The 20786-nt window shown below is 64.6% G+C and carries 15 protein-coding genes and 1 tRNA gene; 8 read left to right on the forward strand and 8 right to left on the reverse strand.

What is annotated here, in order from left to right; genetic code table 11:
* Nucleotides 1–83 precede the first annotated feature (83 nt).
* The 3 genes from EP237_RS21065 to EP237_RS21075 all read right to left on the reverse strand — a co-directional run bounded on the left by EP237_RS21065 (nucleotide 84) and on the right by EP237_RS21075 (nucleotide 4438).
* The gene (locus tag EP237_RS21065) at nucleotides 84–1418 is read right to left on the reverse strand and encodes a CoA transferase (RefSeq protein ID WP_127562801.1); all 1335 of its coding nucleotides are present in this window, start codon (nucleotides 1416–1418) and stop codon (nucleotides 84–86) included.
* Nucleotides 1415–2938, reverse strand: a complete 1524-nt coding sequence (locus tag EP237_RS21070) for a malonate--CoA ligase (protein ID WP_127562802.1) — start codon at nucleotides 2936–2938, stop codon at nucleotides 1415–1417. The genes EP237_RS21065 and EP237_RS21070 overlap by 4 nt, the downstream gene beginning before the upstream one ends.
* Nucleotides 2939–3004: 66 nt before the next feature.
* Nucleotides 3005–4438 (reverse strand): amidase, encoded by a 1434-nt coding sequence (locus tag EP237_RS21075; protein ID WP_240661724.1) that lies wholly within the window; start codon nucleotides 4436–4438, stop codon nucleotides 3005–3007.
* A gap of 108 nt (nucleotides 4439–4546) precedes the next feature.
* On the opposite strand from EP237_RS21075, the gene EP237_RS21080 reads away from it, so the two are divergent.
* The 4 genes from EP237_RS21080 (at nucleotide 4547) to EP237_RS21095 (ending at nucleotide 11363) form a co-directional block, all read left to right on the forward strand.
* Complete coding sequence (locus tag EP237_RS21080; protein ID WP_127562803.1) at nucleotides 4547–6403, forward strand: ATP-binding protein; 1857 nt, start codon at nucleotides 4547–4549, stop codon at nucleotides 6401–6403.
* Nucleotides 6400–7746, forward strand: a complete 1347-nt coding sequence (locus EP237_RS21085) for a sigma-54-dependent transcriptional regulator (protein ID WP_127562804.1) — start codon at nucleotides 6400–6402, stop codon at nucleotides 7744–7746. The genes EP237_RS21080 and EP237_RS21085 overlap by 4 nt, the downstream gene beginning before the upstream one ends.
* Before the next feature lie 237 nt (nucleotides 7747–7983).
* Nucleotides 7984–8979, forward strand: coding sequence for a TAXI family TRAP transporter solute-binding subunit (locus EP237_RS21090; protein ID WP_127562805.1), 996 nt, complete (start codon nucleotides 7984–7986; stop codon nucleotides 8977–8979).
* Nucleotides 8980–9086: 107 nt separating this feature from the next.
* Nucleotides 9087–11363 carry a TRAP transporter permease gene (locus EP237_RS21095; protein ID WP_127562806.1) on the forward strand — a complete coding sequence of 759 codons (2277 nt, stop codon included), beginning with the start codon at nucleotides 9087–9089 and terminating at the stop codon, nucleotides 11361–11363.
* A 127-nt stretch (nucleotides 11364–11490) separates the two neighbouring features.
* Here EP237_RS21095 and EP237_RS21100 read toward each other — a convergent pair whose 3' ends face one another.
* On the reverse strand, nucleotides 11491–11802 hold the full coding sequence (locus tag EP237_RS21100) for a DUF6280 family protein (RefSeq protein ID WP_071690647.1): 312 nt from the start codon (nucleotides 11800–11802) through the stop codon (nucleotides 11491–11493).
* A 214-nt stretch (nucleotides 11803–12016) separates the two neighbouring features.
* Between EP237_RS21100 and efp the strand changes: the two genes are divergently transcribed.
* Nucleotides 12017–12580: an elongation factor P gene (efp, locus tag EP237_RS21105; protein WP_127562807.1), complete on the forward strand. Its 564-nt coding sequence runs from the start codon at nucleotides 12017–12019 to the stop codon at nucleotides 12578–12580.
* 93 nt (nucleotides 12581–12673) lie between these two features.
* Here the strand turns inward: efp and EP237_RS21110 are convergent, their stop codons facing one another.
* The 4 genes from EP237_RS21110 to EP237_RS21125 all read right to left on the reverse strand — a co-directional run bounded on the left by EP237_RS21110 (nucleotide 12674) and on the right by EP237_RS21125 (nucleotide 16966).
* Nucleotides 12674–13513: a rhomboid family intramembrane serine protease gene (locus EP237_RS21110; RefSeq protein WP_127562808.1), complete on the reverse strand. Its 840-nt coding sequence runs from the start codon at nucleotides 13511–13513 to the stop codon at nucleotides 12674–12676.
* Nucleotides 13514–13559: 46 nt separating this feature from the next.
* Nucleotides 13560–14768 (reverse strand): hypothetical protein, encoded by a 1209-nt coding sequence (locus EP237_RS21115; protein WP_127562809.1) that lies wholly within the window; start codon nucleotides 14766–14768, stop codon nucleotides 13560–13562.
* A gap of 117 nt (nucleotides 14769–14885) precedes the next feature.
* Nucleotides 14886–16262 (reverse strand): TolC family outer membrane protein, encoded by a 1377-nt coding sequence (locus EP237_RS21120; protein ID WP_127562810.1) that lies wholly within the window; start codon nucleotides 16260–16262, stop codon nucleotides 14886–14888.
* Between the two features lie 50 nt (nucleotides 16263–16312).
* Nucleotides 16313–16966, reverse strand: a complete 654-nt coding sequence (locus tag EP237_RS21125) for a protein-L-isoaspartate O-methyltransferase family protein (protein ID WP_127562811.1) — start codon at nucleotides 16964–16966, stop codon at nucleotides 16313–16315.
* A gap of 171 nt (nucleotides 16967–17137) precedes the next feature.
* Between EP237_RS21125 and EP237_RS21130 the strand changes: the two genes are divergently transcribed.
* From EP237_RS21130 to EP237_RS21140, 3 genes are all read left to right on the forward strand, one after another.
* Nucleotides 17138–17211, forward strand: a tRNA-Cys gene (locus EP237_RS21130).
* Between the two features lie 463 nt (nucleotides 17212–17674).
* The gene (locus EP237_RS21135; protein ID WP_127562812.1) at nucleotides 17675–18574 is read left to right on the forward strand and encodes an ArdC family protein; all 900 of its coding nucleotides are present in this window, start codon (nucleotides 17675–17677) and stop codon (nucleotides 18572–18574) included.
* Between the two features lie 388 nt (nucleotides 18575–18962).
* Nucleotides 18963–20786: a site-specific DNA-methyltransferase gene (locus EP237_RS21140; RefSeq protein ID WP_127562813.1), complete on the forward strand. Its 1824-nt coding sequence runs from the start codon at nucleotides 18963–18965 to the stop codon at nucleotides 20784–20786.

The raw sequence follows: 20786 nt of genomic DNA on the forward strand, positions 1-20786 counted from the left end.
GCGTTTATGAGTCGGTGGCCTAGCCGAACGGGCCGCGGGCGGACGCGGGTGGGCGGGCGGGGCGTCTGCCCGCGGCCCCGGCGTCACGTCCAGGCGGGCGCGTCAGACCCAAGGGCGCGGGCCGGGCGATCCCATCTCATAGGCACGCCGGTCAGGTCCAAAGGCGGGCGCAGTCGATGCGCCGGGCCCCATGGCGTACGTTCGACCCCCGCCGCGAAATCCCCGGCACCGGCGGGCGCGAACGCCTCCCGTGACTCGCTGCGATGCCCGGCCAGCAGCGCCGCCGTCCGCGCCAGAGACAGGCGGGCATTGCGCAATCCCCGACCCGCCACCGCATCGCGCACCGCCGCCAGCGCTGCCCCCGCCATCAGATAGCCCGTGGCATGGTCGAGCGCCTGCACTGGCAGGGGCCTCGGCGTCTCTGCCCCGGCCCATGCCATGCCCGCCTCGGCGATCCCCGCCGACATCTGCACCAGGCTGTCATAGCCACGACGCAACGCCCAGGGGCCGGTCCACCCGTAGGCGCAAAGCCGGATCTCCATCACATGCGGCGCAGTCTTCGCCCGCCAGTCCGCACCGAGGCCGAGATGCTCCAGCGCATCCGGGCGGTAGCCGGTTACGAAGAGATCCGCCCCGGCCAGAAGCTCCGCGAAGCGCCCCTGCCCCTCGGGGCTGCGTAGGTCGAGCCGCGCGCAACGCTTGCCAAGCGTCACCTCGGGCGCAAGGCTCGGCTCTTCCCAATCCACAGGGTCAATGCGCAGAACATCCGCACCGAACCCCGCCAGCGCGCGGGTTGCCACGGGACCGGCCAGGATGCGCGTGAGGTCCAGCACCCGCAGCCCCTTCAGCGGCCTGTCCGGCGTGCCGCCCCAATCTCGGATCTTCCCTGCACGCGGGGTCTCCCAGGTCACCAGGGGTTCTGAGGCCACGGCGGCACCCTGTGGGTGTTGGCCCCATGCCGCGAGGCTGCGCATCTCGGCGGCCACGCCACCCTCGGCGACAATCGCCGCCTCCAGCTCCACCGCCTGCCAACCGGCAACGGCGCGGGCCACGGCTTCGCGCGTTTCCTCACAGCCCAAGGCGCGGATCGCCGCCGCGCGGTGATGCGGCGCGTTGGTGTGCAGCTTGATCCAGCCATCCGCAGCCCGGTAGTCTCCGGCGAGGTCATCCCAGGCGGGTGGCAATTGCCAGCCCTGCGGGTCTATGGAGAAGGAGAACCAGAGCGAGGCCAGCCGCCGGTTCACCGTGACCGCCGTCACGTCCCCGCCAAGCGCAGACCGCAAAGCTGCCACCCCCTGCCCGACCGACGCGACCGAGGCCAACGCCAGATCGCTGACCGCGAAACAGGACGGCAAGCTGCCCTGCCCGGTTTCCGTCCAGGCCCCGCTCAGGCCGAGCGCGTCGTCGATCTCTTTCATGCAAACAAAGCCTTATACTCTTCCCGCAATGCCGCCTTCTGCACCTTGCCCATGGTGTTGCGCGGCAACTCAGCCAGCACGATCACCCGCTTGGGCTGCTTGAATTTCGCAAGATCCCCGGCAATCGCCGCAATGAGACCCGCTTCGGACAGCGCCGCGTCTGCCTCTGGCACCACGACGGCCACCACCGCTTCGCCGAAATCGGGATGGGGCACGCCGATCACGGCGCTTTCCAGCACGCCGGGCAGGTCGTCGATCTTCTCCTCGATCTCCTTGGGGTAGACGTTAAACCCGCCCGAGATGATCAGATCCTTCGCCCGGCCCACGATGTGAACATAGCCATCCTCGTCGATCCGCCCCAGATCGCCGGTGATGAAGAACCCGTCGTCGCGCAACTCCTCCGCCGTCTTCTCCGGCATCTGCCAATAGCCCGCGAAGACATTGTCACCGCGCACCTCCAGTACGCCGATCTCGCCCTGCGGCAGCGCCTCCCCGGTTTCCGGGTCGCAGATCTTCAGCTCCACCCCCGGCAGCGGAAAGCCCACGGTGCCCGCCCGCCTGTCGCCGTCATAGGGGTTCGAGGTGTTCATGTTGGTTTCCGTCATGCCGTAGCGTTCGAGGATCGCGTGGCCGGTGACGGCGCGCCAGCGATCATGGATTTCCGCCAAGAGCGGCGCCGAGCCCGACACGAACAGCCGCATGCCCTTCGCGGCCTCGGCCAGTCCTTCCTGCTGCAAGAGCCGCGTGTAGAAGGTGGGCACCCCCATCAGCGCCGTGGCCTCGGGCATCGCCGCCATGATCGCACCGGCATTGAAACCCGGCAGGAAGATGCAGGCCCCGCCCGCCATCAGCGTCACGTTGGTGGCCACGAAGAGCCCGTGGGTGTGGAAGATCGGCAGCGCGTGGATCAGCACATCCTGATCGGTGAAGCGCCAGTAGTCGCGCAGGGTTTCCGAGTTCGAGGCCAGCGCCCGATGGGTCAGCATCGCACCCTTTGAACGCCCCGTTGTGCCCGAGGTGTAGAGGATCGCGGCCAGATCCAGCGGCCCGCGCGGCACCGGGTCGAAGCCGGGCGCCTCCGCGTCGCGCGCATCGCGCAGCGTGCCCGATCCATCGGCGGCGATGGTGCGAAGCTGCGCAACGCCACAGTCCCGCGCCACCGGGGTCAGCGCCTCCAGCTTCTCTGGATCGCAGACGAAGAGCGCCGGGGTCGCGTCGCCCAGGAAGTAGCGGAGTTCGGCGGCGGTGTAGGCGGTGTTGAGCGGCAGGAAGACCGCCCCGGCAAGCACGCAGCCGACGTAAAGCTCCAGCATTTCTTGCGTCTTGGGGGCCTGCACGGCCACCCGGTCGCCCGGTTTCACCCCCATGTGGCGCAGGGCCGAGGCCATGCGTTCGGCATCGTGGAAGAAGGCCCCGTAACTCACCACCCGTCCGTCCGAGGCATGGGTCAGGAACGTCCGGTCCTCCTTGCCGGCAGAAGCGCGGCGCAGCCTGTGGGCGAGGTAATTGCTGTCATACATCGGGCCGGTCCTTTGCTGTCGTCACCCTGTTCTGATGCCGCGAAATCGGCCCTGCCCGCAAGGGGCTCAGCCATGGGATCGCATGGGGTCGATCGGGCCAAGCGGCCCGCCGCAGGCGACCTCCACCGCGCGCGCCACCTGCAAGAGCCGCGCCTCGCCCCGCGGGCGTCCAATCAGCTGGATCCCGACGGGCAGGCCAGTCTCCGACAGGCCCACGGGAACCGAGACAGCGGGCAGGCCCACGGTGGGCGACAGGAAGGAGAACTTGAGCCAGTCAATGTAGTCGGTCAGCGGCTGGCCATCCATCTCGCGCGGGAACTCCTCCTCGACCGGGCCGGGCATCAGACCCACCACCGGGCAGGCCAGCACGTCGAACTGCTTCAGGAAGGCCGCCATCCGGTCGAAGAGATCCGACTTGACCATATGGGCATGGGTCACGTCATCGACCGTCAACTCGCGCCCCTGCTGGATGTTCTGGGCCAGCGTCGGTTTGTAATGGCGCTGGATGTGCTCGGGCTCGCGCCCGGTGCCGCTGATCCACAGCAAGCCACGCAGGGTCCGGTAGGCGCGGTCGAGCCCCGGCAGGTCCGGGCAGTCCTCCTCCACCATGCCGCCCGCACGCTCGACCTGCGCCAGAGCGCGCCGCAGAAGCGCCTCCACCTCTGCCGAACAGGGGGCGAAGCCGCCGAGTGTCGGGGAAAACGCGATGCGGACCTTTTCATCGGCGCGCAGCACGGCCTGCTGGAAGGGCTCCGCCGGCGGCGGGAAGGAAATCGCCCAGTCCGGGTTGAAACCGGCCATCGCATCCAGAAACAGCGCACAGTCGCGGACAGACCGCGCCATCGGGCCCTGCACCGCCTCGGGGTGGAAGCGGTTGCCGGAGGGTCCGGGGCTGACGAGGCCGGGGCTGGGGCGGAACCCCACGACACCGCAGAAAGCGGCGGGGGTGCGCAGGCTGCCCGCAAGGTCGGACCCGTGCGAGAGCCACAGCTCGCCCGTAGCCAGCGACACCGCCGCGCCGCCGGAACTGCCGCCAGCATTGCGCGACGTGTCCCACGGGTTGCGGGTGGCCCCGAAGACGTCGTTGAACGTGTTCGCCCCTGCCCCCATTTCGGGCGTGTTGGTCTTGCCCAGAACCACGCCACCGCGCGCCTCCAGCCGCTGCACCAGCGGATGACTGGCGGCAGGCACGTGATCTGCATATCCGAGCGTCCCCCAGGTGGTGCGCACACCTTCGACCGGGGTCAGGTCCTTGATGCCGATGGGCAGCCCCGCCAGCCAGCCGGGGTGATCGGCTTGGGCCCGGTCCGGCACCGCCGCCCGCGCCCGCGCCTCGCAGGTCGTCACAACGGCGTTCACCGCGGGCTCCACCTCTGAGATCCGGGTCATGGCCGCGTCGATCAGCTCGGTCGGGCTGACCTCGCCCGCCTTCAGCATCGCCACCACCTCATGCGCGGGTTTCGCGCAGATTTCCGGCCCCGTGAACTGCGTCCCAGCCATGTGTGTACCTCCCTGTTTCGCCTCACCATGGGCGATGCGCGCGGCAAAGAAAACCATGATGACGCGGGGTCTGGGCAATCGCTGCGCCGCACCGCATAATTGCCGCCCATGGGACGACGCCTGACCAGAAGCTTCGGCAGCACGCCTGCCCTGCGATCACTGCTGGTGATCGTGGCGTTGGCGGTTGGGATCAGCCTTGCCGCCCTGCCCCGGCTGGAGCGCTACTTCCTTCTGCAAGCAGCGGCGCGGGAGGAGGCGACCCTGCGGCTTGCCACCGAATCCTTGCGCGGCGCCCTCAATCGAACCGATGTGCTGCCCCGGCTGTTGGCCGAACGCCCGATTCTGGCCCGCATCCTGCGCGACCCGGACAATCAGGGTTTGGTGCCCTATGCCAATGAACAGCTGCGCCAGACCGCGCTGACGCTGAACGTCGCCGATATCTGGGTGATGGATGGGGACGGGCTGACCATCGCCGCCAGCAATTACCGGCGGGACACCTCTTTCGTCGGGCGCCGCTTCGACTACCGGCCCTATTTCACCGACGCCATGACCGAAGGGCGCGGCCGGTTTCACGCGCTTGGCACCACCTCTGGCCAGCGCGGCTACTATTTCGCCGCCCCGATTCTGGATGGCACCGAGATCGTGGGGGTCGTGGCGGTCAAGATCCTGATGGATGAGTTCGAGACCACCTGGCGCGACAGCCCCAACACCATCGTCGTGACCGACCCCAGTAACGTGATTTTCCTGTCTGACCGCACCGATTGGCATTTCAACAGCCTCGGGCCGATCCCCGAACCGGCATTGGACACGATCGCCGCCACGCGGCAATACCCGCTGGACCGGCTGCAATTGCTGCAAACCGAACGGCGTGCCCTCACACAAGGCCATGATCTGCTGACCGTCACGGGGGGCGACGGGCGCGAGGAGTTCGTCACCAGCACCGGGCTGATCGCCGCCGTCGGCTGGCGCGTGTCGGTGCTGACGCCAACCGGCCCGGCTCTGCTTCAGGCCCGCCAGACCATGGCGCTGATCGTGCTGGTGTTTCTCTTCGCCGGGCTGGTCGCGGTCCTGTTCCTGCAACGGCGCGCGCGCCTTGTTGAACGACTGGACCAGCAGCGCCAGCACCGCGAACAGCTGGAACGTCGCGTGGCCGAACGCACCGCCGATCTCAACACGGCCAATGCGCAGCTGGTGCAGGAGGTGGAAGAACGCCGCGCCACCGAGCAGCGCCTGCGCCAGACCCAGACCGAACTGGTGCAGGCGGGCAAGCTGGCGGCGCTTGGCCAGATGTCAGCGGCGCTGAGCCACGAATTCAACCAGCCACTGGCTGCCGTCAAAGCCTATGCCGAAAACGCCGCCACCTTCCTCGACCGGGGCAGGCCGGAGGACGCGCGCAAGAATGTCGGGCTGATTTCCCAGATGGCCGACCGGATGGCCTCGATCTCGAAGCATCTGCGCAATTTCGCGCGCAGACCGCAGGAGAAAATCGGGCCAATCCCGCTATTGGCGGTTCTGGGCGATGCGCTCGATCTGATGGCCCCCAAGCTGAAGGCCGCGAAGGCGACGGTCCGCTACAATCCGCCCGCGCAGGAAATCATGGTGATGGGCGGGCGCGTGCGGCTGCAACAGGTGCTGGTCAACCTTCTGTCCAATGCGCTGGACGCGATGGAGATGATGAACAGGCCCGAGATCGAGATCGCCATTCTGGGCGATGGAAGCCGGTGGCGGGTCGAGATGCGCGACCAGGGTCCGGGGCTGACCGAAGACACGCTGACACATATTTTCGATCCGTTCTTCACCACCAAGAGCCCCGGCAAGGGTCTGGGCCTCGGCTTGTCGATTTCCTACAATATCGTGCGCGATTTCGGCGGCACGCTGGCCGCCCGCAACCATCCCGAGGGAGGCGCCGTGTTCATCGTCGATCTGGCCCAGGCCCCGGATCAGCAGGCGGTAGCCGCCCAATGACCCGCGAAACCATTCTCTTTGTCGATGACGAGGACCACCTGCGGCTGGCAGCAGAACAGACGCTGCATCTGGAAGACCTCGATGTGACCTGCTTTTCCGACGCGGCGACCGCGCTGTCGCATGTGGCGCGGGACTTTCCCGGCATTCTGGTGACCGATATCCGCATGCCCGGCATGGATGGGCTGACCCTGATGGCCAAAGCGCTGGAAATCGACCCGGAGTTTCCGGTGATCCTTGTGACCGGCCACGGCGACGTGGATCTTGCGGTTCAGTCGATGCGTGACGGGGCCTATGATTTCCTCGAAAAGCCCTACGCCCCGTCCCGGCTGGTGACGACCGTGCGGCGGGCGCTGGACAAGCGGCGGTTGACACAGGAAAACCGGGCGCTGCGCCGTCAGGTTGGCGCGCGCGACACGATCGAGGCGCGGCTGACCGGGCGATCCGATGCGATGACGAAGCTGCGCGCGCAGGTCCGGGCCATTGCCGCGACCGAGGCCGATGTGCTGATCCAGGGCGCCACCGGCACCGGCAAGGAGGTTGCGGCCCGCGCCCTGCACCGCGCCAGCGCTCGGTCAGACAAGCCCTTCGTTCACATCAACTGTGCCGCCCTGCCCGCCGATCTGATCGAAAGCGAGCTTTTCGGGCATGAGGCAGGCGCCTTCCCCGGCGCCACCCGTGCCCGGTTCGGCAAGTTCGAGCATGCGCGCGGCGGGACGGTGTTTCTCGATGAGATCGACGCGATGAGCCAGCCGGTGCAGGCCAAGCTGCTGACGGCGATCCAGAACCGGACGGTGACGCGGCTTGGCTCCAATGATCCGATTGCGCTGGATGTCCGGTTCATCGCGGCGTCCAAGCAGGATCTGGAAGCAGAGGCCGCCGCGGGCACCTTCCGCCCCGATCTGCTCTATCGCCTGAATGTCGTGACCCTGCGCATCCCCGATCTTGAGGACCGGCGCGAGGATATCCCCCGGCTGTTCACCCATCTGGTGGCCGAGGCCGCCGCCCGCTACAAACTGGCGGTGCCGCAGATCCCCGGTGCGGTCCTGACCGCCGTTTCGGCCCGCAAATGGACCGGCAATGTCCGCGAGCTGCGCAACGCCGCCGACCGCTTCGCATTGGGGCTCGATCTCGATATCGGCGACCCGGCGTCATCCGGCGCTGAGGGCCGCAGCCTGGCCGACAGCATGGCAGAGCATGAAAAATCCCTGATCGCCGCCAGCCTGACGGCCCATGGCGGCAGCCTGAGAGACACCTATGAATCGCTCGGGCTGAGCCGCAAGGCGCTGTATGAGAAGATGCAGAAATACGGGCTGTCACGCGGGTCGTTCACCGACGAGGGCTGACACATCCGCACGATGTGTCACCTTCGGAACACCCGGAGGCCCGTTTTGTCCCCTGCGCGACCCATCTGGCAGGTTTTCTTTGCATGGCCGCCATTTCCCGCTTGCAAGGCAGTTGAACCGGAAGCGGCCTTTCCCGCTACTGCGCCATGCATGGCCCGCCTGAGGGCCCCGGATGGAGAGGAGGCTTCATTCGGACAAAGCCGGAAACGACCGGCATGAACCGGAGGACAACTCACAATGAAATTCACCAAAGTCACGGCGTTCGCGCTGACCACCGCGCTAACCAGCACCGTCGCATTCGCCGACGCCCATATGGACCGCGAAGGCTGGCCGGAAAGCTTTACCGTCGGCACCGCGTCGCAGGGCGGCACCTATTTCGCCTATGGCTCCGGTTGGGCCAACCTTGTGGCGGAAGAGCTGGGGATCACCGGCGGTGGCGAAGTCACTGGCGGCCCGATGCAGAACATGGCGCTGGTCCACACCGGCGAAGCCCAGTTCGGCATGACCACCATGGGTCCGGCGGCGGAATCGCTGCAAGGCACAAACCCGATCGCGCCCGGCCTGCCGATGACCAACGCCTGCGCCATGTTCCCGATGTACCAGACGCCGTTCTCGGTCACCGCGCTGGCCTCGTCGGGCATCACCTCGATCTCTGACATCCCGGCAGGCGCCCGCATCGGCTTCGGCCCTGCAGGGTCCACCTCGGACACCTACTTCCCGCGGATGATGGAAACGCTTGGCGTCGATTTCGAGCGCCGCAACGGCGGCTGGTCCGACCTTGGCGGCCAGCTTCAGGACGGTCTGCTTGACGTGATCGCCTTCGCAGCCGGTGTGCCGGTTCCTGCCGTCAGCCAGCTGGAAGTCCAGACCGACGTGAACATCATCGAGTTCACCGAGGAAGAGCAGGCGACGATCATGGAGGCCTTCCCGGTCAGCCAGTTCGACATCGCAGCCGACACCTACACCACGCTGGAAGCGCCTGCGCGTTCGGTCTCCATGTGGAACTTCGCCATCGCCAATTGCGACCTGCCGGCCAGCTTCGTCTATGCCGTCGTCGATGTGGTGATGTCGGATAACGAGCGCATGGTGAACATTCACCGCGCCGCCCGCTCCACCCTGCCGGAAAACTGGGACCGCAACGGTGTTCTGATGTGGCACCCCGGTGCGGCCCAGTGGTTCGCCGAGAACGCCGGCGCGGACATCCCCGCCGAGATGATCCACGGCGACATGTGATCGCGGCCTGAGGCCTGACAACCTGTGCCGCGCCCGAACCCTGGGCGCGGCATTTTTCAAACCGGGATCCGCCTGACATTTCTCCCGGGGGCGGAGCGGAGGGGACAATGACAAGTCAAACTGCACAAGACGAGGACATCATTCTCGCGGAAGGCGTGGATGAAGAGCCGGTTGAACGGAACAGGCGGCTTTTTGGCGGTGTATCCGCCATCGTGCTGGCCACTCTGGCGACGCTCTATGCCGCCTTTCACATGCTGGCGCTGAATGGTGTGTCCATCAGCGACTGGACCGGGATCGAGATCCCGCTGCTTCCGCAATTCCCGCTGGAAACCTGGAATTTCCGCATCGTCCATATCGCGGGCGCCGTGGTTCTGGGCTTTCTGCTCTTCTCCGCGCGGCTGTTTCAGGACGTGGAACGCCCGGCGACACCCTTGCTGTCCAAGGCAGGCTATCTGCTGCTGCTTCCCGTCGCGGTTGCCGCCTATACGGCCATCGGGTTTGCGATTCTGATCAACTCCGGCACCCTGCAACAGATGGGTGGTCTGACGGTCTGGATTTCCAGCCCGCAGATTCCGGCCGGGGCCGAGGTCTATGCGCAGGAAATCTACTGGTTCGGTCTGCCCCTGCTGATCGCCACAATTGGCGCCATCGTCCTGGGCTGGTTCGAAAACGCCCCGCGCGACCGCTTTGCCACGTCTGACATCGTGCTCGCAGCCTGTGGGCTGGTTGTCGCCATCTACCTCGTGGCGATCTACGGCACCGCCGCGCGCAACTCGGTCGGCACGCCCTTCGTTCCCATCGGGGTGGCCTTCTCCGCCACGGCAGGCACGGCCCTGATCATGGAATTGACGCGCCGCGTGGCGGGTCTGGCGCTGGTGATCATTACCGGCGTGTTCCTGACCTATACCTTCACGGCGCACCTGCTGCCCGGCATCCTGGCGGTGCAGACGCCCTATACCTGGCAACGCTTCTTCGGCCATGTCTATTCGGATGCGGGCATCCTGGGGCCGACCACGGCGGTCAGCTCGACCTACATCATCCTGTTCATCATCTTCGCGGCCTTCCTGCAGGCGTCGAAAGTGGGCGACTACTTCGTGAACTTCGCCTTCGCCGCTGCAGGCCGCGCACGCGGTGGCCCGGCCAAGGTGGCGATCTTCGCCTCCGGCCTGATGGGCATGATCAACGGCACCTCTGCGGGCAACGTGGTGGCCACAGGCTCGCTGACGATCCCGCTTATGAAGAAGGTGGGCTATCACAAGAAGACCGCTGGCGCGATCGAGGCCGCAGCGTCCACGGGCGGGCAGATCATGCCGCCGATCATGGGTGCGGGCGCCTTCATCATGGCCGAGATCACCGGCATCCCCTATCAGGAGATTGCCATCGCGGCGATCATCCCGGCGATCCTCTACTTCGCGTCGATCTACTTCATGGTCGATCTGGAGGCCGCCAAACTGGGTATGCGCGGCATGCGCGAGGATGAACTGCCGAAGCTGAACAAGATGATCCGGCAGGTCTATCTGTTCATCCCGATCATCATCCTGATCGTGGCGCTGTTCTACGGCTACTCGGTGATCCGGGCGGGCACGCTGGCCACGGTGGCGGCGGCTGTCGTCAGCTGGCTGACCCCCAACCGGATGGGCCTGCGGTCGATCCTGCATGCGTTCGAGCTGGCGGGGATCATGTCGATCCAGATCATCGCGGTCTGTGCCTGTGCGGGCATTATCGTGGGCGTGATCAGCCTGACCGGCGTCGGCGCGCGTTTCTCGTCCATGCTGCTGGATATCGCGGCCGCCTCGCAGCTGCTGGCGCTGTTCTTCGCCATGTGCATCGCGATCCTGCTTGGCATGGGCATGCCCACCACGGCGGCCTATGCGGTTGCGGCGTCGGTCGTGGCGCCGGGCCTTGTGAACCTCGGCATCCCGCAGCTGACGGCGCATTTCTTCGTCTTCTACTTCGCGGTCGTCTCGGCCATCACGCCACCGGTGGCGCTGGCCAGTTACGCAGCGGCGGGGATATCGGGGTCGAACCCGATGGAGACCTCGGTGGCGTCGTTCAAGATCGGGATCTCGGCCTTCGTAGTGCCCTTCATGTTCTTCTACAATTCCGCCATCCTGATGGACGGAACGTGGTTCGAAGTGATCCGCGCCGCAACCACCGCGACCGTGGGCGTGTTCCTGCTGTCCTGCGGGATGCAGGGCTGGTTCATGGGCGGGCGCACCGCCTGGTTCCTGCGCGTGGGTCTTGTCGCGGCAGCGCTGTTCATGATCGAAGGCGGGTGGGTGTCTGACATCATCGGCCTTGGGGGCGCTGTGGCAATCTTCTTCGTGCAGAAGGTCTTCCACCCCTCGCCCGATGCAACATTCGATGTGCGGGGCGCAGACTGAGCCTCAGCCCAGGTCAAAGAGATCGAAGGGCCGTCCAGTTCGGGCGGCCCTTTTTCATGTGCTCTGCCGCCGAAAACGAAAAACGCGCCCCGAAGGGCGCGTTTTTCCGGCAGCTTGTCAGATCGGGTCAGGCGGCTTCGGCCTGGTTCCGGCGTTCGCTTTCCTCGCGCGACAGCGCGACAGAGGTGCGCACCCCGTTGGCCACGAAAGCCATCAGGCCATCGACCACACGTTCATTGGGGTCGATACCGGCGCAGGACAGAACCTCGCGCCCATCGCGGGACCGCGCCCACCGGGCGATCTGCTCGGGGCCGTTGCCGTATTTCTTGTCATCAGCGATGGCGTCATCCAAAGCGGCAAGGACCACGGCCGCAAACAGCTTGCGGGACCGCTGGCCCTGTTCGTGGTTGAATGCCGTTCCATCAACGAAATCTCTCATTTCGTCGTCCTTTTTATTGCTCTTGCATTTCCGGCGTGGCGTCCCTTATGCCCATAGTCTGAGCGATTCGGGTGTGTAATTTCAACATACTAGGTATGCACGTACTGCATGACTGGTACACAATCCCCTCAAATTCGGGTGTATTGCCACCCCCGTCAGGCCCAGATATAGGGTTTGCCAAGATTTTCTCAACCTTTCGCCACGGAAAAGACTCATGCCCAAGATCAACGGCAACGAAATTCGCCCGGGAAATGTGCTGGAACATAATGGCGGCCTCTGGGCAGCTGTGAAGGTCGACCACGTAAAGCCCGGCAAGGGCGGCGCCTTCGCCCAGGTCGAAATGCGCAACCTGCGCAACGGCTCGAAACTGAACGAACGCTTCCGCAGCGCCGACAAGGTGGAACGGGTGCGGCTGGAACAGAAGGATCAGCAGTTCCTGTATGAAACCGATGGCATGCTGGTCTTCATGGATACCGAAACCTATGAGCAGATCGAGCTGCCCGCTGAGTTGCTCGGCGACCGCCGCCCGTTCCTGCAGGACGGCATGACCATCGTCGTGGAATTCCACGAGTCCGAGGCGCTCAACGCCACGGTGCCGCAGAAAGTGACCTGCAAGATCGTCGAGACCGAGCCGGTGGTCAAAGGCCAGACCGCCGCCAACAGCTTCAAGCCTGCGATCCTCGACAATGGCGTCAAGGTCATGGTGCCGCCCTTCGTGGGCCAGGACGAGTTGATCGTCGTGAACACCGAGACCATGGAATATTCCGAACGCGCCTGACGGGGTGCGGGGAAGATCCTTCAAGGATCTTTCAAGAATTTTGCAAAATTCTTGCCGCCCGGTTCCCTGTCAGGGGGTCGGGCGGTTTTCAGGTCAGCGCGAGCCGCCCCATGGGGATCGGCGATCCACACGGCGCTGGCCGGCGCGGGGGATGCGCGCGCTGTCCGGCGTCTCGTCCTGCCATTCATCCGCGTGGCGCGTCCTCGGCGCAACCGCCTGCCGGGGCTCGCTGAAGCGCGCTTCGTGGGGCGGCAGCCCGTGGTTGAGCCGCCAGAACCCCGGCCCGCCCCGACGCAGCCACGCGGGCAGGATCAGCACCACGCCGGCAATGAAGCCACCCGCATGGGCCCAATAGGCGACACCGCCACCCGCCGCATCCATCGCCGCGCCATTGACCAGTTGCAGGCCGAACCACAATCCCAGCATCAGCCAGGCCGGCACGGTGATGATCTTGATGAACACGAAGATGATCAGCGCCAGGTCCACGCGCGCCCGGGGGAAGAGCATCAGATACCCCCCCATGACACCGGCAATCGCCCCCGACGCCCCGACCATGGGCACCGTCGAGCCAGGGTCTGCCGCCATCTGCGCGAAGGCCGCCGCGACACCACCGGCGAGGTAGAAGATCAGATAGCCAATATGCCCGAGCTGATCCTCCAGATTGTCCCCGAAGATATAGAGGAACAGCATGTTGCCGATGATATGCATCCAGCCGCCATGCAGGAACATGGAGGTGATGATCGTATGCATCTCCAGCCCCTGAGAGGCCTCGGCCGGGACCAGAGCCCAATCCATGTAGAAGGCCATCAGAAGGCGTTCCTGACCGCCGATGCTGGGAAAATAGCTTAGAAATACCACGACATTGATCGCGATCAACATCCAGGTGATGAAAGGAGTCCGTTCGGACGGGTTGTGATCGCGCAATGGAAACATGAGGTCCAGATTGGACTCTCACGCCCCAAGGTCAAGGGCCATGACCCTATTCGATGTCCTGCGCGGCGAGAGCGAGGCGGATTTCACGCCGCACCAGCTTGCGCACATTGCGTGTGATGCGCACGCCCATTTCCCCCTGCAGCTCTTCGCGAACGACCTCGGCAATGATCTCGCGCAGCGCCTCTTCGTCCACGAAACCGTCCCCGTCATCGGGGAAGGCAAACGGGGTTTCGCCCAGGTCTTCCACGTCGTCGAGCGTGTCCGGAGACGGGGTCATCGCCTCTGAGTCGCGCGCGAGGAAATCGGTCACGACTCCGTCTTCGTCACCCTGTTCCGAGTCGTGGGCGGCTTCGGCTTCGGCTTCGGCTTCGGCTTCGGCTTCGGCTTCGGCTTCGGCAGCCTGTTCCCGGGCCAGATCCGCCGCAACCTGTTCTGCGATCTCGTCCGACCGCTCGGCCCCTTCCCCTGTGGCGGGGTTGTTATCCTCAACCGGATCGGTCTGCGCGCGCAGGATCTCCACCTTCACGCGCGGGGCGCTTTCAGCCGGAGGTGCGTGTGCTGCGCGGGCCTCGGCCAGCTCCAGCGTCGGCGCGGGCAGGTCCCCATCGGGCAGCGCGTCGTTATCCTCGCCCGGCTCGTAGTCGCTGACGCTCGATGTGCTGCGGATGAAGGACAGGGGCACATCGACGAAATCCTCGTCATCCTCTTCTGCGGCGGCGTCCGTCACGTCCTGCAACAAGGCCTCGGTCACATCGACCGGGTCGGTCAGCCCGTCATCCATCGGGCTGTCATCCGCTGCCGGAAGGTCGCCCGCCTCCCACTGATCGGCCTGCAATTGCGGATCTGGCGCGTGGTCAGCCTGCGCATCGGGCACAAGAACGCCGCCGGCAGATTCGTCGGCCCACAATTCCCGCGCCCAATCAGCCCCGTCATCGCGCGCGATGTCCGTGTTTTCGACAGCGGCACTGTCCGCACTCTCTGACTGTTGTTCTTCCCCGGCGCGCGGGACAATCGGGACCCAGGGATCCTCCGGATCGGTGACGCGCAAGGCAGGTGTCAAGAGCAGGCGGTCACCCGCACCTGGGTCACCCGCACTTGGGTCGTTCTCAGGGGACGGCACAACAGCGTCAGAGGTCGGTTCCGGTGCTGCTGCCCTGGCAGGTTCAGATCGCGCCGGGGGCTGGTGTTCGGACACCAGTCGCCTGATAGAGGACAGGACATCCTCGATCTCATCGGATTTCGCCGCGTCTGCCATTTGGACCACTCCGCTCTTGCCGCACCTGCCCCGGGGCACAAGGGTTTGTTTTCCGGGCAGGATAGACTCCGCGAGCCGTTCGGGCAATGGATAGCTAAACTTGTGCCTATCGTAGGCTTAGTCGCGCCCGAGACGGTCGAGCACCGCATCCAGTTGCTGGCCCTGGCGTGAAATCGGCCGGATCGGCGCCCCGCTGACCGCGTTGTAATACGCCGTTGGATCATATTCCGGCACGTCCAGCCCCAGATGCTCGACGGTCAGCAGACCCATGGCCGCCAACAGCCCGTAGCTTGCCGTGTAAAGCGATGTCTGGGCCTCGATCAGGCCGATGCGGGCCTCCAGCAGATCCTGTTCGGCGTCCAGCACATCAAGCGTGGTGCGTGCGCCAAGCGACGCCTCTTCCTGAATACCGCGGAAGGCCAGCTGGCTGGCGCGGATCTGCTGCTGCGAGGCCTGGATAGAGGCCGAGGCGATTCGAATCTGCGCATAGGCGTTGCCGATTCCCTGCAACACTTCGCGCGTGGCATAGTTCAATTCAGCTTGGGTCGCGTGCAGCGTGGCCAATGCAATCCGTTCCGCAGAGGCATGCCGCCCGCCCGCATAGAGCGGCTGCGTCAGTTCAATGGACAATCGCGTAGACCCCTCACCATTCGCAGACGGGGCCGGGTCAAAGCCGGTCGAGGCCGAAACACTGACCTCGGGACCGTAGTCGGTGCGGGCGGCGGCAAGGCTCAGCTCATCGGCGCGGACCTCGTGCTGAAGGGCCAGAATCGCGGGGTGCGACACCCGCGCGATGGCCACGGCTTCGTCCTCGGAGGCAGGCAGCGACGGAAAACCGCCGGGCCCGGACAACCCGTTTGAGCCGCGCCCCACGGCGATCTCGAACAGCTCCCTGTCGATCATCAGCGCGCCCTGCGCGGCCACCAGCGCCCCGCGCGCCTGGGCCAGTTGCGCCTCGGCCTGCGCCACGTCGGTCCGGGTGGCTTCGCCAACCTCGAACCGATCCTCTGCCGCACGCAGCTGTTGGGTGATCACACGCACGTTGCTTTCGCGGACCTGAACGACCTGCATGTCACGCCAGACCTGCATATAGGCCGTCACCGCATCGAGCAGCACCCGCTGTTCGAGGTTCACCAACCCCTGACGGGTGGCAAGCACGGTTTCCTGCGCCGCATCGCGGGCCAGGCGACGGCCGCCACCGTCATAGACCAGCATCGAGGCCACGAGGCTGAGCCGGTCCGTCTGGCGATCGGCCGGGATATCCCATTGCGAGGAGGCCACGAAGGACAGAACCGGCCGCAACCCGGCAACCTGCTGTGCGACGCTTTCATCCTGCAGCCGCAGAAGATAACGGTTCTGTTCCAGAAGATCGGAGTTCCGATAGGCATCGGCCAGCGCATCGGACAGGCTGTCAGCGCTTGCCACCAAGGGGGAGAGCGCGGCACCGACGGCAATCGCCGTGGCGGCCAGATGTCTCAGGATCGTCGCACGCATATGTTCTTTCCCCCGGTCACGCCCCCCGGTGGGAACCCCGGGGATACATATTATAAGACGAAACCCGACTGCTTTGTGAAGCCGGGCAGAACGGGTGCCGTTGCGTTAAACGCCATGCGCCAGTTCATCTTGCCATCCAATTTGTGCCCGATCCGGCATTCGCCAAGGGGGCCATCCATGAAAATCGCCGCGATACGGCCACCTTCCTTGAGCTGATCGGTCAGCGCACCGGGAACGGTCTCGACCCCGCCCTCGATGCAGATCACGTCATAGGGGCCGTGCTTGGCGCTGCCCTCGGCCAGCGCACCCTCGATCACGGCAACATTGTCGACGCCCTGCGCGCTCAGCGTGGACTGTGCATCTTCGGCCATGCCCTCGATCTCTTCCACGGCCACGACAGCCTCGGCCAAATGCGCCAGTACCGCCGCCGAATATCCGAGCCCGCAGCCCAGATCGAGCACCAGTTCATCCCGTCCGACATTCAACGCGTCCAGCATCTTGCCCTGGCTGCGCGGCTCCAGCACGACGCGGCCGCCCTCCAGCGTCACGTTCTCGCCCATATAGGCCACGTTGCGCAGCGCCTCGGGCAGATATGCCTCGCGCGCGACGGTCAGCATGGCTTCGATGATGTTGAACTTCGTGACGTCCTGCGTGCGGACCTGAGTGTCGACCATCACGGTGCGGAGGGTGGCAAAATCTTGCATGTTCGAACCCGGGAAGCTTGTTGTTTCGCCTCTCTTGCCACAGCGGGCCAGCAGGGGCAACGGACAAGCCGCCGCGCGGCAGGCAGCCAATGCCGGGCCGGTGCAGAATTACCGCAAAGAGCCGCTTGCACAAACCCCCTGAATGAGGCAAAACGCGCCAACACCACCGGCGGCGAGTTGGCGGAGTGGTGACGCAGCGGATTGCAAATCCGTCCACACCGGTTCGATTCCGGTACTCGCCTCCATATAACCCATTAAACAATTGATATCGCATGACTTTTTAGGAGTGTCGGCTTTCAGCCCGCACCTTAGCCCGCCATCCATTATGTGATTGGATGCGACGTGATGCGACAGACCGCACCATGAAGACGCCGGACCCGTTCCGGGTCGCTGAATTTGGCGCGCGGTTCGCACGACGCTTTTTTATCCTTTTTCACCGCCCAGCAGCCGCGACCGGACCGGTCAAGGGGCAAGCGCCGCGCTTAACGCGTCGGCTCCGTCGGGGACCGTGTCCTCGCCTACGGCTGCGGGCCGCACCCTCCCCTCCTTCGCCCCCTGGACCGGACCGCTCGCGGCCACGGGTCGGGCTTCGCCCTCCCCCCTCTGCTCCGCCCGAAACATGCGTTTCAGTCAGATCAGATTGGTGAGGCGCAGCCCAGAGGCGGAGGGGGCAAGGGGCCCGGACCGCCGGACCAGAGGAGGCCACAGATGACTAAGGCTAAGTTCGACGTTTATCAGGAAGTTACAGACGCGATCCTCGCAGAGATCGCGGCGGGTACGCCGCCGTGGCGTCAGCCGTGGAGCGGCGGAGCGGTAGCGGCGCTTCCCCAGAAATGGAACGGCGAGGATTATTCGGGAATCAATGTAATTCTTCTTTGGGCGACCGCAGCCACGCGTGGCTTTGCGTCTTCGCGTTGGATGACTTTTCGTCAGGCGAAGGAGCTGGGCGGCATGGTCAGAAAAGGGGAGAAATCGTCGACTTCGATCAAATACGGCACGTTTGAGCGGGAGAACGCGGAAACCGGATTGCCCGAGCAGGTGCCGTTTGCGCGGGCTTACCGGGTCTTCAATGTCGAGCAGATCGATGGGCTGCCGCGCGAATTCTATGCGGAGCCGAAACCGGTCCGGACCTTTGACACAAAAACCGACGCGCGGCTTGACGAGTGGCTCATGTCGCGGGGGGCCGACATCCGGACCAGCGACGAGCCGAGGGCCTACTACCACATGAAGCTCGACCAGATTCACCTTCCCCGGGTCGAACGCTTCTATTCTCCGACCGGATACTACGCGACGGCGTTGCATGAATTAATGCACTGGACCGGGCACCACACACGCCTTGCGCGGCTGGACGAGGCCGGGGAGGTCCGGGGACGGCGTGAATACGCGTTCGAGGAGCTGGTCGCGGAGATCGGGTCCTGCATGGCGGCGGTAAGGCTGGGAATCGTCCCCGACTTCAGCCAGAGCGCGGCGTATGTTGAGAGCTGGGCGAAGGCGCTGCGGGAGGATAAGCGGGCCATATTCCGGGCGGCGGCGCAGGCGCAGGCAGCGGCGGATTTTGTACAGCCCGAGGAAGCGGAAGGTCTGGCCCGAGAATCGGAGGCGGCGTAAAATGGGACCGGGCGCGGCCAGCGGGGTCGCGCCCAGATTTCCGGGAGATCGGTTTGACCTAAGAAGGGCCCGGACCGGACAATCAAGGACCCGGCACGCCGGGCCCGGGAACCGGACCGGGCCGGGACCGGATCGACCGGGGGTAGCCCCGGTCGATCCGGTCATTTCGCCCCCTAGGGGGCCGGGGCTTTACAGCCGTTGTTACACCCATGCGGGCGTAACATCCGTCGTAACCCCCCGACAGCAGGGAGGGGGCGACCAGCGTGCGCCGCTGGACCACTGTCCATTTAAGAGGGGGAATGGGGAGAGGTCGCACCAAGAACCTTCCACCGGGCGCACGGGACGGATAGGGTGTTGAAAAAGAAGATGACAGGTTAAGGGGCGGAATGTGACCGAGCTGAATTTCAAGGGAAAAGAATTCGTATACAATCACCACCTGGCGGTTCCGGTCCGGCCCCTTGAGGTCGATCCGGACAAAGGGATTGGGGAGCCCAGGCTGGACGGAAACCTTATTATCCAGGGCGACAACCTACACGCGCTGAAGGCGCTGCTTCCCTATTACGCCGGGAAGGTGGACTGTATCTTCATCGACCCCCCCTACAATACCGGGAATGAGGGCTGGGCCTATAACGACAACGTTCGGGCCCCGATGATCCAGGAGTGGCTTAACTCGAACCCCATCGGGATCGAGGACGGCCTGCGCCACGATAAGTGGTGTGCGATGATGTGGCCCCGATTGAGGTTGCTTCACGAGTTATTAGCGGAGACCGGTAGTCTTTGGGTGACCATAGACGATAACGAAGTTCAACGAGCACGGGCACTTCTTGATGAGGTTTTTGGGCCGGACAACTTTATCGCCTCATGTATTTGGCAAAAAAGATTCTCGCCTTCTAATGACGAAAAATACATATCAACAACGCATGACTACCTATTGGTTTATGCGAAAGACCCCGATCAATGGGAGCGGGGGCTTATCCCCAGAACTGACGAACAGTTGGCGTTATATTCGAATCCGGATGAGGACCCGCGTGGGAGATGGGCATCTGATAATTACGTTTCTAACAAGTCACGAACGGAGCGCCCTAATAGCTGGTTTCCGATTTACCGGCCTTCCGACGGCAAGGAAATATGGCCGTCTCCCACAGCGGTGTGGCGGTATTCTCAGACGCAGCATCAAAAAAACGTTGATGATGATCGAGTCTGGTGGGGTGAGGCAGGAACGAACGATGTTCCTCGCTTTAAACGTTTCTTGACCGAGGTTCAGGAAGGGGTCGTCCCGCAGACCCTTTGGTGGCACCATGAGGTTGGACACAATCAGGGCGCTAAGCAGTTCTTAAAAAAGATATTCTCTGATCGCGATGACATTTTTCAAACACCGAAACCGATTGAACTACTTATGCGGGTTCTTCAAATCGCGTCGGGGCCGAACGGATTGATCTTAGACTCTTTCGCCGGGTCAGGGACTACCGCCCACGCGGTCCTCGAAGCGAACAAGCGCGACGGCGGAAACCGGCGGTTCATCTTGGTCGAGATGGAGGATTACGCGGACCGGCTCACCGCCGAGCGGGTCCGGCGGGTCATGACCGGGTATGACTTCACCGGGACCCAGAGCACCGAGCTCCTCCGTGAGAAGATCACATGGACGAAGTTCAAGAAGGCGGAGAAACTGACCGAACGGGTCGAGAAGATCGAAAATCTTCACGGTCACGAGTACGACAGCGTCAAGAAATCCGTCAAGGACGGCGAGCTGATCGTGACCGGCGAGAAGAAGGTGAAGGATCGGGCCGAGGGGCTTGGCGGCGAGTTCACCTACTGCACCCTGGGCCCGGCGATTGAACTGGACAAAATACTGACCGGCGAGACGCTTCCGGCCTGGACCGCCCTTGGCGGGGTCCTGTTCCACATGGCAACGAACCGGGTCTTTGACCCGGGCCTCGCCAATCCGGACCGGGGCTATCTGGGCCGGGCCGAAGCCCCTGACGGCCCGGTCCATGTCTGGCTGATCTATCGCCCGGACCTGGACTGGTTGAAGACCCCCGAGGCCGCGTTGACCCTGTCCGGGGCCCGGACGATGGCCGGAACCGCGCCGGGCGAGCGGCATGTCGTCTTCGCCCCGGCCCGGCACGTCAGCCGGAAGATGTTGGACGAGCAGGCCCTGAAGGTGGATTTCGCCCCGCTGCCCTTTGCCCTTTACCGGGTGGAGCGCGATTGA

Source organism: Nioella ostreopsis, assembly GCF_004000255.1.
Taxonomy (GTDB): domain Bacteria; phylum Pseudomonadota; class Alphaproteobacteria; order Rhodobacterales; family Rhodobacteraceae; genus Nioella; species Nioella ostreopsis.